Source organism: Isoptericola sp. NPDC019693 (genome assembly GCF_044389085.1).
Lineage (GTDB): Bacteria > Actinomycetota > Actinomycetes > Actinomycetales > Cellulomonadaceae > Isoptericola.
The window spans coordinates 330,629-345,479 of record NZ_JBIRXP010000001.1; the positions used below are offsets into that span (position 1 = coordinate 330,629).

Below are 14,851 nucleotides of genomic sequence, written 5' to 3' on the forward strand. Positions count from 1 at the left end.
GGGCGGTCCCCCCGGGGGGGGGGGCGGGGGCCGCGGGGGGCCGCCCCCCGCCCCCCCCCCCCCGGCGCGGGGGGGGGGGGGGGGGCGGCCCCGCCCCCCCCCCCCCCCCGCCCCCCCCCCCCGCTCACAGCACTCTCGGGTGGTGTCAGGAGACCATGCGGATGTTGATCGGGTAGCGGTACGCCTCGTGGCGGTTGACGGCGACCGCGGCCATGATGCCGAACACGATCGACAGGACCCAGACCGCGAAGAGGATCGCGAAGCCGATCAGCAGGAACGTCGTGATCCAGCCGATGGCGTACCCGATGAGCAGGGTGATCTGGAAGTTCAGCGACTCCTTGGCCTGATCGCCCACGTACCCGCTGCGGTCGCGCAGGAACAGCCAGACCAGCAGCGGGGTGAGGAAGCCGAGGAGACCCAGGCTGAGCAACGACAGCACCGGCGGCCCCAGGTGCGCGACCATGGCCCAGGTGCGCTCGTCCGACGGCGAGAGGGGCTGGGGGCCGTACCCGTAGGGCGGCTGGCCCGGGGGCGGCCCGCCGTAGGGCGGCTGGCCCGGCGGGGGGCCCGCCGGTGGCTGCTGCGGCGGGGGTCCGTACGGCGGCGTGCTCATGGCTCCATCCTTGCGCATCTCCCGTGGTCACGTGCGGTGGCGGAGGCGATCGGGTGCGGCGAGAGTGGGCGAAGGCGCCGACCCCGCCGGTGCGTCGCCCGGACCAGCCAGGAGGAACGATGAGCGAGAACACGCCCCAGCAGCCCGGCGACCCGCAGCAGCCGCCGCAGCAGCCCGGGTACCAGCCGCCGCCGGGCCGGTCGGCACCCCAGGAACCGTACGGGCAGCAGCCCCCGGTGTCCCCGCCCCCGCACGGCGGCCAGCCCCCCTACGGCGACCAGCCGTACGCCCAGCCGCAGCAGCCCTACGAGGGCCGGATGCCGGACCCGGGGCTGTACCCGGGCTCCGAGTACCCGCCGGACCGGTCGGCGGGACCGTTCACGCCGCACGGCGAGGGCAGCGGCTTCCTGAGCGCGCTGTTCGACTACTCGTTCAGCCACTACATCACGCCCAGCGTCGTGAAGGTCGTCTACATCATCGTCACGGTGCTGGTCGCGCTGGTCTGGCTCTCCGGCCTCGTCGCGACGTTCTCCCAGTCCATCTGGGGCGGGATCCTCTACCTGGTGTTCGGGTGGATCATCGCGCTCGTGTACCTCGCGCTGGCGCGCATCACCCTGGAGTTCTTCATGGCCGTCATCTCGGTGTCGGAGAAGGTCAACGCCTACGCGCAGCGCGACGGGATCACGACGCGCTGACCGTCGCGCGGCGCGTTCAGGCCGTCACGAAGTCGATCAGCTCCTCGACCCGGCCCAGCAGGGCCGGGTCGAGGTCACGGTAGTCGCGCACGGTCGCGAGTATCCGCTGCCACGCACGGCCGACGTCCTCGGTGGACGACGCCGGCCAGCCCAGCTCGCGCAGGATCCCGCGCTTCCACTCGGTGCCCCGCTCGATGGTGGGCCACGACGCCAGCCCCAGACGTTCCGCCTTCACGGCCTGCCACACGTCGACGTACGGGTGGCCCAGCACCAGCACGGTGCCGCGCGGCACGCGCCGCAGGGCATCGTCGGCGAGGCGCCGCTCCTTCGACCCGGGCACCAGGTGGTCGACGAGCACGCCCACCCGCCGCTCGGGCGTGGGGCCGAACTCGTCGAGGGCGTCCGCGAGGTTGTCCACGCCGTCGAGCATCTCGACCACGACGCCCTCGACGCGCAGGTCGTCGCCCCACACCTTCTCGACCAGCTCGGCGTCGTGCTTGCCCTCCACCCAGATGCGCGAGCCGCGGGCCACCCGGGCGCGCTGGTCGTGCACCGCGACGGAGCCCGACGCCGTCCGGGCCGGGCGCGCGGGGGCGCGGGTGGTCACGGGTGCGGTGAGCTCCACCGGCTGCCCGTCCACCCAGAAGCCCGGGCCGAGCGGGAACGAGCGGGTGCGCCCGCGCCGGTCCTCGAGCACCACGAGGTGGACGCCGCCCGACTTCTCCACGCGCACCACGGCGCCCACCCAGCCGGTCGTGACCTCCTCGACCACGAGGCCGTGGTCCGCCGCGCGGGGCCGGGACACCGGCCGGCGGCGGTGGTGGGCGGAGCCGTCGGGGGCACCCGGGGCGCGGGAGCCGGAGGACAGGACGTCGGAGCCGTAGCGGTCGTGCACGGCCGTGAGCCTACGGTCGCCGCCGCAGGACAGGGCGGCCCGACACGCGCCGCGCGCCGCCCGGTCGGGACCGGACGGCGCGGGAGGCGGTGCCTGAGGGGTGGCGCCCGAGGGGACGAGCAGGCGGGCGGACCCGTGGGCGGGCGCGCTCGCCCGGCTCACGCGTGCCGCGGGCGGTGCAGCGGGGTGCTCGCCGCGGGGCGCCGCCGGGACGGCTCCTGAGCGGCCGGTTCCGGGCCCGGCACGGCGGCCCGGAGCGCGCGGCGCGAGGCGCGCAGGCGCTGGGCCAGCCGGCGCAGCGCCACCTCGCGCTCGAGCTCCTCCTGACGGCGCTCGAAGAGCATGTCGTACACGTGCGGATCCATGGTGTCCTCCAGCCGGGGTGTCGTGACACGGCTAGGGAGGACGGTCCCCCGGGGTCCGTACACGACTGCTCAGGGCATGGGAACGGGTGCGCCGGGCGACGCCGGCAGGGTGCGGGACCCGCTCACGTCATCACTGCCAGGAGCCGTCGGACCGTGCCACGACGGCCGCCTCCGTGCGGGTGGCGACGCCCAGCTTGCGCAGGATGGCGGAGACGTGGACGGACGCCGTCTTGCGGCTGATGAACAACCGTTCGGCGATCTGCCCGTTCGTCAGGCCCTCGGCGACGAGCGCGAGCACCTGGCGCTCGCGGTCGGTCAGCGCGCGGTCGACCGGCGTGCGGTCGGCCTGCCGCGCCCGGCCGGCGCCGCGGGCGAGACCGGCGCCCTCGAGCAGCGCGCGCGCCTGGTCGGCCACCAGCCCGCACCCGAGGGCGTCCGCCGCCTCGACGGCGGCGGTGAGGCGCTCGCGGGCCGCGACGCGGTCGCCGGCCTCCAGCAGCGACGCCCCGTCGCGGTACAGCGCGTAGGGCCGCAGGTGCGCGGGGCCGTCCGCCGCGACCACCGCCTCCCAGGACCCGTCGCCGAGCTCGGCGGCGAAGAGCGCCGCCCACGTCGGGTAGGTCGGCCACAGCCGGCACGACGCGAGCACCTCGCGGTACGGCGCGACGTCGACCTCGCGCCCGGCCCGGCGGGCGCGGTCGAGCACCCGCGCGGCCACCGCGAGCGTCGTGAGCCGGTAGTACGGGCCCAGGGCCTCGGGCCGGACGGCGATCGTCACGAGGTCGAGCGCGTCGTCCAGGTCGTCGCGCAGCAGGGCGAGCTCGGCCAGCGTCGTGGACACCCGCGCCCGGATCTGCTCCTCCACCCGCCCGTAGCGCTCCCAGGTCGCGCGGTGCACCCGCGCCCGTGCCTGGGCGGTGTCGACGTCACCGCGCCACATCGCGAGCCACGTCCACCGCTCACCCAGGTACACCGCGTAGTCGCTCGGGTCGACGAGCGGGACGGACCGCGCGTACCACTCCTCGGCGTCGGACCACCGGCCGGACCCGATCCAGGCCTCCGCGACGTTCCCCTCGAGCATCGCCCGGGTGGCCCAGCCCGCGCCGAGCGCCCGGGCGATGCGTGCCCCCGACTCGGCGAGGTGCTCCGCCTCGGCGAACTGCCCGAGCTTGAGGCGGGTGTCGGACGCGTTGGTGTAGTAGTGGCACTGGGCGCGCCAGTCGTCGCCCGCCACCTCGTGGGACCGCTCGAGCTCGTCGAGGGCGTCGAGGTCGCCTCGGTCCAGGCGGCTCATGGCCCGGAGGTTGAGGGCGAGGGAGGCGTTCTGGTCGTCGCCGACCGCGGTCGCGGCGGCGATGGCCTCGCTCGCGGCCGCGACCGCCTCGGCGTGCCGGTGGTCCATCATGGCGTTCCGCGCCTTGAGCCGGAGCAGCGGGGCGCGGCCGGCGTGGTCGTCCACGGGGAGCAGCGCCAGCGCCTCGTCGAGCATCTGGTCGGAGCGGGGGTCGCCCGCCTTGCCCAGGATGTGGGCGAGGGTCGACAGCGCCTGCGCCCGCCCGGCCGGGTCGTCGGCGGGCCACTCCGCCGCCGCCTCGCGCGCCAGCCCGGCGGCGCGCTCGATCTGCGCGGCGTCCTGCAGGGCGACCGACACGTGCCGCAGCAGCGCGGCGTGGTGCAGCCCGGCGACCTCCTGCGCGTCGGGCACCAGCTCCCAGAGATCGAGCGCGCGCTCGCCCGCCGCGGCGACGACGGCGGAGGACGCCTGGCCGTAGGTCTCGGGCACCGAGACGACCTCGACCGCGGTGGCGAGCGCGCGATCGGGGAGGCGCGCCCGCCACCAGTGGTCGGCCGCGGCCGCGACCCGGGCCAGGGTGCGCTCGCCGTCCTCGAGCGCGCTCGCGCACGCGGCGTGCAGACGGCGGGACTCGCCGGGCAGCAGCTCCGCGTCGACGGACTCCTGGATGAGGGCGTGCCGGAAGCGGAACCCGTCGGTGTCGGCGACGAGCACGTGCGCCTCGACCGCCTCCCTGGCGGCGGGCTCGGCGTCGTCGAGCCCGTCCTCGCCGAGCATGGCCACCAGCAGCTCGTGCGGGGCCCGCTGGCCGGCCGCGGCGACCGTGCGGCAGAAGCGCTGGGCGGCCTCGCTCAGGGACGAGTAGCGCAGCAGGAGCAGCTCGCGCAGCGAGTCGGGCAGGGCCTCGCCCGCGAAGTCCGCCAGCTCCTCGGCGTAGAAGGGCACGCCCTCGCTGCGCTCGACGAGCTCGCCCAGCTGCGTGCCGGAGAGGTCGGGGGCGTCGGGACGCCTCGAGACGAGGGACGAGAACAGGCGCGTCGCCTCGGTCGCGGCCAGGCGCGGCACGTCGACGCGGGTGACGAGCCGGGCACGCTCCAGCTCGGCCAGGGTGGTGCGCAGCGGGTGCCGCCGGCCGACGTCGTCGCTGCGGTAGGTGGCGACCACGAGGAGGGTGGCGGTGGGGGCCGTGCGCGCCAGCCGGGCGAGCACCGTGCGCGTCACGTCGTCGGACCAGTGCAGGTCCTCGAGGACGAGGACGACGGGGCGCCCCGACGCGAGCGTGGTCGTCAGGTCGGCCAGCACCTCGGGCAGGCGCCCGGAGTCGACGTCGCGACGCACGTCCACCAGGCGGGGCGCGAGGAGGCCGAGGGCGTCCGCGGCGGGACCGGCCGCGGCCAGGGTGGCCTCCGGGCCGAGGGTGTCGACGACGTCGGACAGGACCCCCGTGAGAGCGGCGTAGGGGAGGGGGCCGGAGCCCGAGTCGGCGCACTGCCCGTGCAGCACGAGCGGAGGGGAGGCCGCGGCGCCGACCTCGGCGAGGAACTCGGCCACGAGGCGCGTCTTGCCGATGCCCGCCTCGCCCCCGACGAGGACCACGCTGCCGGCGCCGTCGCGGGCGGCCGCGTACGCCTCGCGCAGGGAGGTCAGCTCGGCGGCCCGGCCGACGAGGGGTGAGGGGGCGCTTCCGGTGGGCACGCCGCCATCGTGCCAGGCGGGTCGGGACGTCGTCGCGCCCGCCCCGGCCAGGATGTCGGGCGTGGTGCCCGGCACGGTGCCCGGCGCGGTACCTGGCGTGGTGCCGGGTGCGGCGGTCACTGCGGCCAGGGCCGCACGAGGCCAGCGGGCAGCTCCCAGGGGCGGCGGGGCGCGCGCCGGCGCCGCGTCGCGGCCCGGCGGCTCGTGCGTCGTGCCTGGCGCGCGGCAGCGCGGGCGTCCGCCCAGCGCACGGCCTGCTCCAGGTCCGCCTGGCGGGCGCGGAACTCGTCGTAGTACAGGTACTCGTTCATCACCGGTCTCCTTCTCCGCTCGGCGTCGTCCGGTCCGGACGACCGCCGGTGGTTCCAGCCTCGGTTCCTGAGGTAGCGGGGCGGATCGGTCAGGTGCCGGATCTTCGCGGGCGGGGGTACCTCAGACGGCCGTCGGGGTACCTCAGCCCCGGGCACCGACCAGGTCGGCGGCCGATCCTGCCGCCCTGCCCGGCGTGTCGGGGGCGGGTCCCGCGGACCCCCGCGGAGCCCGCGTAGGATGGCACTCGGGACACGAGAGTGCTAAGGGTGAGAGCGCTCGGTGCCGGAGGGTTCGGCACGTCCCGCACCGACCCGACCCGAGGAGGACCGTGAGCGAGGAACGTCGCCTGGCCGTGCTCCGCGCGATCGTGGAGGACTACGTCCACACGCGCGAGCCCGTGGGGTCGCGCGTGCTCACGGAGCGGCACGGTCTCGGGGTCTCGCCGGCCACGATCCGCAACGACATGGCGGCGCTGGAGGAGGCCGGGTACATCGCCCAGCCGCACACGTCCGCGGGCCGCATCCCGACCGACAAGGGGTACCGCCTCTTCGTCGACAGGCTCGCCGAGGTGCGTCCGCTCACCAGCCCGCAGCGCCGTGCGATCGAGACGTTCCTGTCCGAGGCGATCGACCTGGACGACGTCCTCGGCCGTGCCGGGCGCCTCATCGCCCAGCTCACGGGCCAGGTGGCCGTGGTCCAGTACCCCTCGCTCCGGCTGTCCGGGCTGCGGCACCTCGAGCTCGTCCCCGTGGGCGGCGCGCGGCTGCTGGTCGTGGTGATCACCGACACCGGCAGGGTCGAGCAGCGGTTCCTCGACGTCGGCGTGGGCCCCGGTGCGGAGCCCTCCGTCGTCGCCGTGGACACCCCCGCCGGCCCGGCGCCCGACCCCGACGCCCTCGACGAGGGCACGCTGGGCCTGCTGCGCGCCCGCCTCAACACGGCCGCCGCCGGCAAGGGCCTCGCCGAACTTCCCGACGCGTTCGCCCGCGTCGTGGCCGGGGTGGACGCGTCTCTGGCCCCGCTGGCGCGCGGCATCGCCGACCTCGTGGTCGACACCCTCGGCGCGCAGCGCGAGGAGCGCATCGTGCTGGCGGGCACCGCCAACCTCGCCCGGGCCGAGATGCGGTTCGAGCAGGGGCTGAGCCCCGTCCTGGAGGCGCTCGAGGAGCAGGTCGTGCTCCTCGGGCTGCTCACCGAGCTCGCGTCCGAGCCCGGCGGCCGCGTGGGCGGCGGCGTCGGGGTCCGCATCGGGCACGAGAACCGTCTCGACGGACTCGCCGAGACCTCCGTCGTCGCCTCCGGCTACGGCAGCGACGGCGACACCGTGGCGATCCTGGGGTCGATCGGCCCCACCCGGATGGACTACCCGGGGACGATCGCCTCCGTCCGCGCCGTCGCCCGCTACCTGTCCCGGGTGCTGCCCAGCTGACCGCGCCGCGGCGGCACCCTCCCGAACCAGCCGACCTGACCGTGCACGTCACCGACACGTCACCGAAGAGAGACCTGTGACCGACTACTACGAGATCCTGGGCGTCCCCCGCGACGCTTCGGCCGAGCAGATCAAGAAGTCGTACCGCAAGCTCGCTCGCGAGCTGCACCCCGACGTCGCCGGGGAGGCCGGCGAGGAACGCTTCAAGGACGTCGCCCGCGCCTACGAGGTGCTGTCCAACCCGGACAAGCGCCAGCAGTACGACATGGGCGTGGACCCGAGCTCGCCGTCGGGCGGCGCGGGCGCCGGGTTCGGCAACGGCTTCGGCTTCCAGGACATCTTCGAGACGTTCTTCGGCGGCGGCGGCCAGCCCGCGGGCCCGGTGCCGCGCGCCCGTCGCGGCCAGGACGCCCTCGTGCGGGTGGACATCGACCTGGCGGAGGCGGCGTTCGGCGCCAAGCGCGAGCTCCAGGTGGACACCGCCGTCGTGTGCGGCACCTGCGGCGGCAACGGCTGCCGGCCCGGCACCGACCTGAAGACCTGCGACGTCTGCCACGGGCGCGGCAACGTCCAGCGCGTGGCGCGCTCGTTCCTCGGCCAGGTCATGACGACCGCGCCGTGCGCCGCCTGCCAGGGCTTCGGCACCGTCATCCCCGAGCCGTGCGCCGACTGCTCCGGGGAGGGCCGCGTCCGCTCCCGCCGCACCCTCACCGTCAACGTGCCCGCCGGGGTCGACACCGGCACGCGCATCAAGCTCACCTCGCAGGGCGAGGTCGGCCCCGGCGGCGGCCCCGCCGGCGACCTCTACGTCGAGATCCGCGAGAAGCCCCACGACACGTTCGTGCGGCGCGGCGACGACCTGCACTGCACGCTCCAGGTGCCGATGACGGCGGCCGCGCTCGGCACCGTGCTCGACCTGGAGACCCTGGACGGCGAGCAGGAGATCGACCTGCGTCCGGGCACGCAGCCGGGCCAGGTCGTGACCCTCAAGGGTCTGGGCGTCGGGCACCTGCACGCCGGGGGGCGCGGCGACCTCAACGTGCACGTCGAGGTCCAGGTGCCCACCGCCCTGGACGACGAGCAGACCGAGCTGCTGCGCTCGCTGGCCGCGCTGCGCGGCGAGGAGCGGCCCGAGCCCCGGCTCTCCGCCGCCCACCCGGGCGTGTTCTCGCGGCTGCGGGACAAGCTGAGCGGTCGCTGACGTGGGCGCTGCACCGGGGGCCTCGCGGAGGGGCGGGACGGCGTGAGCGCGCCCGTGTTCCTCGCCGACGGCGGCGCGCTGGGCGCGCTCGGCCCGGGTGACGTCTACGTGCTGGACGGCGCCGAGGGACGGCACGCGGGCGTCGTGCAGCGTCGCGGCCCGGGCGAGCGCCTGGACGTCGTCGACGGCGCGGGCACGCGGCTGCGCTGCGTGGTCGACGCGGTCGAGGACGGCGAGGTGCGCCTGCGGGTCGAGGACGTCGTCTCCGAGCCGCCGCCCGGCGTCGTGCTGACGCTCGTCCAGGCCCTCGCGAAGGGGGACCGCGACGAGCTGGCCGTCGAGGCCGCGGTCGAGGTCGGCGTGGACGCGGTGGTGCCGTGGCAGGCGGACCGGTCCGTCGTCGTGTGGCGCGGGCAGCGGGCGGCGAAGTCGCGCGCCAAGTGGGTGGCGACCGTGCGCTCGGCGGTGAAGCAGGCGCGGCGCGCGTGCCTGCCGCCGGTGGCGGAGCCCGTCACCACCCGGCAGCTCGCCGGCCGGGTGCGTGAGGTCGTCGCCGGCGGCGGCGCCGCCGTGGTGCTGCACGAGGACGCGACGACGGCGCTCGCGGACGTCGTGCTCCCCGCACCGGCGCCGGGCCCGGAGGCGCCGTCGGCACCGCCGGCGCTGCTCGTCGTCGTCGGGCCCGAGGGCGGGATCTCCGACGCGGAGGTCGCCGCGCTCGCGGAGGCCGGGGCTGTGACCGCGCGGCTCGGGCCGCACGTGCTGCGCACGTCCACGGCCGGCCCCGTCGCGGTGGCGCTGCTCAGCGAGCGGCTCGGCCGCTGGGCCTGACCGGACGGGCGGCGGTAACGTCCGGGGCATGACGAGCGCGCCCAGCACCGACTGCCTGTTCTGCAAGATCGTCGCCGGCGACCTGCCGGCGGACGTGGTCGCCAGCACCGACCGCGTGATCGCGTTCCGCGACATCGACCCGAAGGCGCCCGTGCACGTGCTGGTGGTGCCGCGGGAGCACCACGGCGACGTCGCGACGCTCGCCGCGGCCGACCCGGCGCTGCTCGCCGAGGTGGTGGCGATGGCCGACCGGGTGGCCGGCGACCTCGCCGACGGCCAGTACCGGTTCGTGTTCAACTCCGGCCCGCGCGCCGGGCAGAGCGTGTTCCACGTGCACGGGCACGTGCTCGCCGGTGCGCAGCTGGGCTGGACGCCGGCCTGAATTGGGCTGTCCCGTCCGCCGCCGCTCGATAGACTCGGGTCCGCAGCCCGTTCTCAGCACCGTCCCTCGCACCGTCTTCCGAAGGAGGGCCCCGGCGGCAGCCGGCCCATGACATCGACACCTCACACCGCATCCGGCTCGCACGCCGAACGGTCCACCGAGCACCGCATCGTGGTGCCGCCGCACGTGCCGATGGTGGCTCTGCTGGGCAGCAGGGACTCCGTGCTGCGGGCCGTGGAGGACGGCTTCCCCGGCGTCGACGTGCACGCGCGCGGCAACGAGATCGTCGTCAGCGGGCCGGCGGGCGACGTCGCCCTGGTCTCCCGCCTCCTCGACGAGCTGGTCGAGGTGGTCGAGTCGGGGACCCCGCTGACGCCCGAGGTGGTGGCCCGGTCCGTGCAGATGCTCACGGCGGCGTCGGTGCAGCGCCCGGCGGAGGTGCTGACCTTCAACATCCTGTCCAACCGTGGCCGCACGATCCGGCCCAAGACGGTGGGGCAGAAGCGCTACGTCGAGGCGATCGACGCCAACACGATCACGTTCGGCATCGGCCCCGCGGGCACCGGCAAGACGTACCTCGCGATGGCCAAGGCCGTGCAGGCGCTGCAGGCCAAGCGCGTCAACCGCATCGTGCTCACGCGCCCGGCCGTGGAGGCGGGGGAGAAGCTCGGCTACCTGCCCGGCTCGCTGAGCGACAAGATCGACCCGTACCTGCGCCCGCTGTACGACGCGCTCCACGACATGATGGACCCCGACGCGATCCCGCGGCTCATCGAGGCCGGGACGATCGAGGTGGCGCCGCTGGCCTATATGAGGGGCCGTGCGCAGCCCTACGACGCGAAGGTCCTCACGCCGGCCGGCTTCCGCGAGATGGGCAGCCTCCGGGTGGGCGATCTGGTCGTCGGATCGGACGGGCGTCCTACGCCGGTGCTCGGGATCTATCCGCAGGGCGTCAAGCAGGTCTACCGGGTGACCGCGTCCGACGGATCGTCGACGGTCTGCTGCGGCGAGCACCTGTGGACAGTCCGGACCGCCTCCGACAAGCGGCGCGGCAAGTCCCGGACCCTCGAGACCCGGGAGATGCTCGGGCAGGAGTGGTACGGCCACACGCGGCGGTTCGAGCTCCCGATGGTCGACCCGGTGGAGCTCGAGCCCCGCGACGTGCCGATGGACCCTTACGCGCTCGGCCTCATGCTGGGCGACGGGAGCAGTGCCTCGCACGCGACTCCCTCCTTCGCGACGGCGGACCCTGAGCTTGCTGAGTCGCTCGAAGCGGCGCTGCCCGGGATCGAACTTGTTGACAAGGGCCGGTACAGCTATGTGCTCCGGCACGTCGACGGTCACCGCGGCGGGGTCATCGTCGCGAACCCGGTCAAGGTCGCGTTGCGAGAGCTCGGCCTGGACGGCAAGAAGTCGCGGACCAAGTTCGTGCCCGAGGCCTACCTGAACAACAGCCGTGACGTGCGGCTTGCCGTGCTCCAGGGGCTCCTCGACACCGATGGCGGCCCCGTCACGCAGGCGGGGCGCACCTGCCGGGTGCAGTACGTGACGACATCTCCACGGCTCCACAAGGACGTCGTGCGCCTCGTCCAGTCGCTGGGCGGTACCGCGACAACGCGCCTGCGGGAGGCCGAGGGCCGCAAGCCCGGGTTCGCGAACGGCCGCCCTGTGCCGTACCGGTCCGACGCGTTCGTCGTCGAGATCCGGCTGCCCGAGGGCGTGCCGCCGTTCCGCCTCATGCGCAAGGCGCAGAAGTATGCCGAGCTCGGCGGCGGCCGGCCGATGCGGTTCATCGATTCGATCCTTCCCGCCGGGGAGAAGGAGACGATGTGCATCCAGGTCGCGGCGGCGGACTCGCTGTACGTGACGGACGACTTCCTGGTCACGCACAACACGGTCAACGACTCGTTCCTCATCCTCGACGAGGCGCAGAACACCTCCGCCGAGCAGATGAAGATGTTCCTCACGCGCCTGGGTTTCGGCTCGACGATGGTCATCACGGGCGACGCCACGCAGGTGGACCTGCCCGGCGGCACGACGTCGGGCCTGCGGGTGGTCGAGGACATCCTCACCGGGGTGGACGACGTCGAGTTCTGCCGCCTGACGTCGGCGGACGTCGTACGGCACCGGCTGGTCAGCGACATCATCGACGCGTACGCGCGCTGGGACGTCGCCACCGCGCGACCGGACCAGGGCAAGCAGGGGCAGGGACGGCAGGGCCGCGGCCCGCACGAGCGAGGGACGCGCAGGTCATGAGCATCGAAGTAGCGAACGAGTCCGGTGTCGAGGTGGACGAGGCGGAGTTCGCCGCGCTCGGCCGCTTCGTGCTGGACACCCTGCACGTCCACCCGCGCAGCGAGCTGTCGATCATGTTCGTCGACACGGCGGTCATGACCGAGCTCCACGTGCAGTGGATGGACGAGCCGGGGCCCACGGACGTGCTCTCCTTCCCCATGGACGAGCTGCGGCCCGGGCGCGAGGGCGAGGAGACGCCGCCGGGCACCCTGGGCGACGTCGTGCTGTGCCCGGAGGTGGCGGCCGAGCAGGCGAAGGTCGCGGGGCACTCCACGGCCGAGGAGCTGCTGCTGCTCACGACGCACGGCATCCTGCACCTGCTCGGCTACGACCACGCCGAGCCGGAGGAGGAGAAGGAGATGTTCGCGCTGCAGCGGCGCCTCCTGCTCACCTTCCTCGCCGGCCGGTGAGGGCGGCGACCGGCTGATGGACGGACCCGAGCTGCTCCTGGCCCTGGTGGCCGTCGTCGCGCTCGCCCTCGCGGGGATGCTCTCGGCGGGCGAGGCCGCGGTGCTGCGGATCACCCGCACCTCCGTCGCGGACGCCGTGATCGAGGCGGAGACCACGGACGACCTCACGGCCACGGCGCGGCGCACCCGCCTCGCCCGGCTGCGTGCCGTGCAGGGCCTCGTCGTCGACCCGCCGGCGGCGGTGGCGGCGTTCGCGCTGGTGCGCGTGTTCGCGGAGACGGTCGCCCTGGCGGCGGCGACGCTGATGATCGCGGACTGGTTCGACGCCTGGTGGCAGGTGCTCCTCGTCGCGGGCGTCGTCGGCCTCCTCGCGGGGGTGGTCTTCGTCCGGCTCAGCCCGCGCGCGCTCGGCCTGCGCCGGCCGCTGCCGGTGCTGGTGGCGCTCGCCGGCCCCCTGTCGGCCGTGCACCGCGGCGCCGCGTGGCTCACCGACCGCACCTCGGAGCGGACGGCCGCCCGCGGCCCCGAGCGCGACGGCGAGCACGACCCCGGCGAGGACGCGCTGCGCGAGGTCGCCGAGCGGGTCCGCGACAACGAGGCGATCGAGGACGCCGAGCGCGAGCTCATCCGCTCGGTCGTCGAGCTCGGCGGCACGCTGACGCGCGAGGTCATGGTGCCGCGCACGGACATGGTGACGGTCTCCGCGGCGACGCCGCTGCGCAAGGCCATGCGGCTCTTCCTCCGGTCGGGGTACTCGCGGGTCCCCGTCGTCGGTGAGGAGGTCGACGACCTCGTGGGCGTGGCCTACCTCAAGGACGTCGCGCGGGTGCTGGAGAACGAGACGGCCGCCGCCGACCGCCCGGTCGTCGACGTGGCCCGGGACGCCGTCTTCGTGCCCGAGTCGAAGCCCGCGGACGAGCTGCTGCGCGAGATGCAGGCCTCCCGCTCGCACATCGCCGTCGTCGTCGACGAGTACGGCGGCATCGCCGGCCTCGTCACCGTCGAGGACGTCATCGAGGAGCTCGTCGGCGAGCTCACCGACGAGCACGACACCGCCCCGGAGCTCGAGCCGGAGGACCTCGGCGACGGCACGTTCCTCGTCTCGGCCCGGATGCCGGTCGACGAGCTCGGCGAGCTGTTCGACCTGCGCCTCGACGACGACGACGTGGACACCGCGGGCGGCCTGCTCGCCAAGGCTCTCGGCAAGGTGCCGCTCCCGGGGGCGACGGCGGACGTCGGCGGGCTGCACCTCGTGGCCGACCGGGTCGAGGGCCGCCGCAAGCAGCTCGCCACCCTGCGGGTGTCCCGCGCCTCCACCTCCCCGCACGACGACGACCCAGCAGCGGGTGGCGAGCACGCCACGCCGCCAGACCAGAAGGAAGCACACGCATGACCACCGAGCGCCACCATCCCTCCCTCGTCGGCCCGCACGACGAGGGCGACGCCCACCGTTCCGGCTTCGCCTGCCTCGTGGGCCGGCCGAACGTCGGCAAGTCGACGCTCACCAACGCGCTGGTGGGGGAGAAGGTCGCGATCATGTCCGCGCGGCCGCAGACCACCCGGCACACCATCCGCGGCATCGTGCACCGCGACGACGCCCAGCTGGTGCTCGTCGACACCCCCGGCCTGCACCGCCCGCGCACCCTGCTGGGCGAGCGGCTCAACGCGCTGGTGCAGGACACCCTCGGCGAGGTCGACGTCATCGCGTTCTGCCTGCCCGCCGACCAGAAGATCGGCCCCGGCGACCGCTACATCGCGTCGCAGCTCGCCCCCCTGATGGAGGGGCGGCGCGCGGTGCCCGTGGTCGCGGTGGTGACGAAGTCGGACCTGGTGGACCGGGGCCGGCTCGCGGAGCACCTGATGGCGGTCGACCAGCTCGCCCGGTCCGTCGACCGGGACTGGTCCGCCATCGTGCCCGTGTCGGCGCGCGACGGCTTCCAGGTGGACGAGCTCACCGACGTCCTCGTCGCACACCTCCCCGCCGGGCCCGAGCTCTACCCGGGCGGAGAGCTCACCGACGAGCCCGAGCAGGTGATGGTCGCCGAGCTGGTGCGGGAGGCCGCGCTCGAGGGCGTGCGCGACGAGCTGCCGCACTCGCTGGCCGTCGTCGTCGAGGAGATCCTGGAGCGCGAGGGCAGCGGCGACCCGGACAGGGGGAAGCCGGCGCTGCTGGACGTGCGCGTCAACCTGTTCGTCGAGCGCGAGAGCCAGAAGGCGATCGTCATCGGCAAGGGCGGCTCACGCCTGCGGGAGGTCGGGACCAACGCCCGCAAGGGGATCGAGAAACTGCTCGGCACGCGCGTGTACCTCGACCTGCACGTGAAGGTGGCCAAGGACTGGCAGCGCGACCCCAAGCAGCTGCAGCGCCTGGGCTTCTGACCCCGCGTCGCCCGGCCGGCGGCGACCGGGGGTGATCGGCGCGCGACCAGGGGGA

13 protein-coding genes and 3 pseudogenes are annotated in these 14,851 nt (G+C 74.9%); 11 read left to right on the forward strand and 5 right to left on the reverse strand.

Annotated features, from left to right (window positions below; translation table 11 throughout):
* Positions 1-145: 145 nt before the first annotated feature.
* The gene (locus tag ACH436_RS01525) at positions 146-613 is read right to left on the reverse strand and encodes a DUF4870 domain-containing protein (RefSeq protein WP_430558416.1); all 468 of its coding nucleotides are present in this window, start codon (positions 611-613) and stop codon (positions 146-148) included.
* A 119-nt stretch (positions 614-732) separates the two neighbouring features.
* Here ACH436_RS01525 and ACH436_RS01530 point away from each other — a divergent pair, with 119 nt between their 5' ends.
* Entirely contained in the window at positions 733-1,308 is a 576-nt protein-coding gene (locus ACH436_RS01530) for a DUF4282 domain-containing protein (protein ID WP_430558417.1), read from the forward strand.
* A gap of 16 nt (positions 1,309-1,324) precedes the next feature.
* On the opposite strand, the gene ACH436_RS01535 is transcribed toward ACH436_RS01530, so the two are convergent.
* The 4 genes from ACH436_RS01535 to ACH436_RS01550 form a co-directional block, all read right to left on the reverse strand.
* Complete coding sequence (locus tag ACH436_RS01535) at positions 1,325-2,203, reverse strand: DUF3097 domain-containing protein (RefSeq protein WP_430558418.1); 879 nt, start codon at positions 2,201-2,203, stop codon at positions 1,325-1,327.
* Positions 2,204-2,361: 158 nt separating this feature from the next.
* Positions 2,362-2,568, reverse strand: coding sequence for a hypothetical protein (locus ACH436_RS01540; RefSeq protein WP_430558419.1), 207 nt, complete (start codon positions 2,566-2,568; stop codon positions 2,362-2,364).
* A gap of 130 nt (positions 2,569-2,698) precedes the next feature.
* Positions 2,699-5,557 carry an ATP-binding protein gene (locus ACH436_RS01545; RefSeq protein WP_430558420.1) on the reverse strand — a complete coding sequence of 953 codons (2,859 nt, stop codon included), beginning with the start codon at positions 5,555-5,557 and terminating at the stop codon, positions 2,699-2,701.
* A gap of 116 nt (positions 5,558-5,673) precedes the next feature.
* Positions 5,674-5,868, reverse strand: a complete 195-nt coding sequence (locus ACH436_RS01550; protein WP_430558421.1) for a hypothetical protein — start codon at positions 5,866-5,868, stop codon at positions 5,674-5,676.
* 329 nt (positions 5,869-6,197) lie between these two features.
* Between ACH436_RS01550 and ACH436_RS01555 the strand changes: the two genes are divergently transcribed.
* The 10 genes and pseudogenes from ACH436_RS01555 (at position 6,198) to era (ending at position 14,796) form a co-directional block, all read left to right on the forward strand.
* The gene (locus ACH436_RS01555) at positions 6,198-7,298 is read left to right on the forward strand and encodes an HrcA family transcriptional regulator (protein ID WP_430558422.1); all 1,101 of its coding nucleotides are present in this window, start codon (positions 6,198-6,200) and stop codon (positions 7,296-7,298) included.
* A 76-nt stretch (positions 7,299-7,374) separates the two neighbouring features.
* Positions 7,375-8,499 carry a molecular chaperone DnaJ gene (gene dnaJ, locus ACH436_RS01560; RefSeq protein WP_430558423.1) on the forward strand — a complete coding sequence of 375 codons (1,125 nt, stop codon included), beginning with the start codon at positions 7,375-7,377 and terminating at the stop codon, positions 8,497-8,499.
* A 42-nt stretch (positions 8,500-8,541) separates the two neighbouring features.
* A complete protein-coding gene (locus ACH436_RS01565) occupies positions 8,542-9,330 on the forward strand; it encodes a 16S rRNA (uracil(1498)-N(3))-methyltransferase (RefSeq protein ID WP_430558424.1) in 789 nt (262 codons plus the stop codon).
* Between the two features lie 28 nt (positions 9,331-9,358).
* Positions 9,359-9,712, forward strand: a complete 354-nt coding sequence (locus ACH436_RS01570) for an HIT domain-containing protein (protein WP_430558425.1) — start codon at positions 9,359-9,361, stop codon at positions 9,710-9,712.
* Positions 9,713-9,820: 108 nt separating this feature from the next.
* Positions 9,821-10,534, forward strand: a pseudogene (locus ACH436_RS01575) (PhoH family protein); the annotation flags it as partial.
* Positions 10,535-10,903: 369 nt separating this feature from the next.
* A pseudogene (locus ACH436_RS01580) lies at positions 10,904-11,344 on the forward strand (LAGLIDADG family homing endonuclease); the annotation flags it as partial.
* 261 nt (positions 11,345-11,605) lie between these two features.
* Positions 11,606-11,968: pseudogene (locus ACH436_RS01585) on the forward strand (PhoH family protein); the annotation flags it as partial.
* Positions 11,965-12,417, forward strand: coding sequence for an rRNA maturation RNase YbeY (ybeY, locus tag ACH436_RS01590; protein WP_430558426.1), 453 nt, complete (start codon positions 11,965-11,967; stop codon positions 12,415-12,417). The pseudogene ACH436_RS01585 and the gene ybeY, both read left to right, overlap by 4 nt.
* A 16-nt stretch (positions 12,418-12,433) precedes the next feature.
* A complete protein-coding gene (locus ACH436_RS01595) occupies positions 12,434-13,810 on the forward strand; it encodes a hemolysin family protein (RefSeq protein ID WP_430558427.1) in 1,377 nt (458 codons plus the stop codon).
* A complete protein-coding gene (gene era / locus ACH436_RS01600) occupies positions 13,807-14,796 on the forward strand; it encodes a GTPase Era (RefSeq protein ID WP_430558428.1) in 990 nt (329 codons plus the stop codon). Before ACH436_RS01595 ends, era begins: the two co-directional genes overlap by 4 nt.
* Positions 14,797-14,851: the final 55 nt, after the last annotated feature.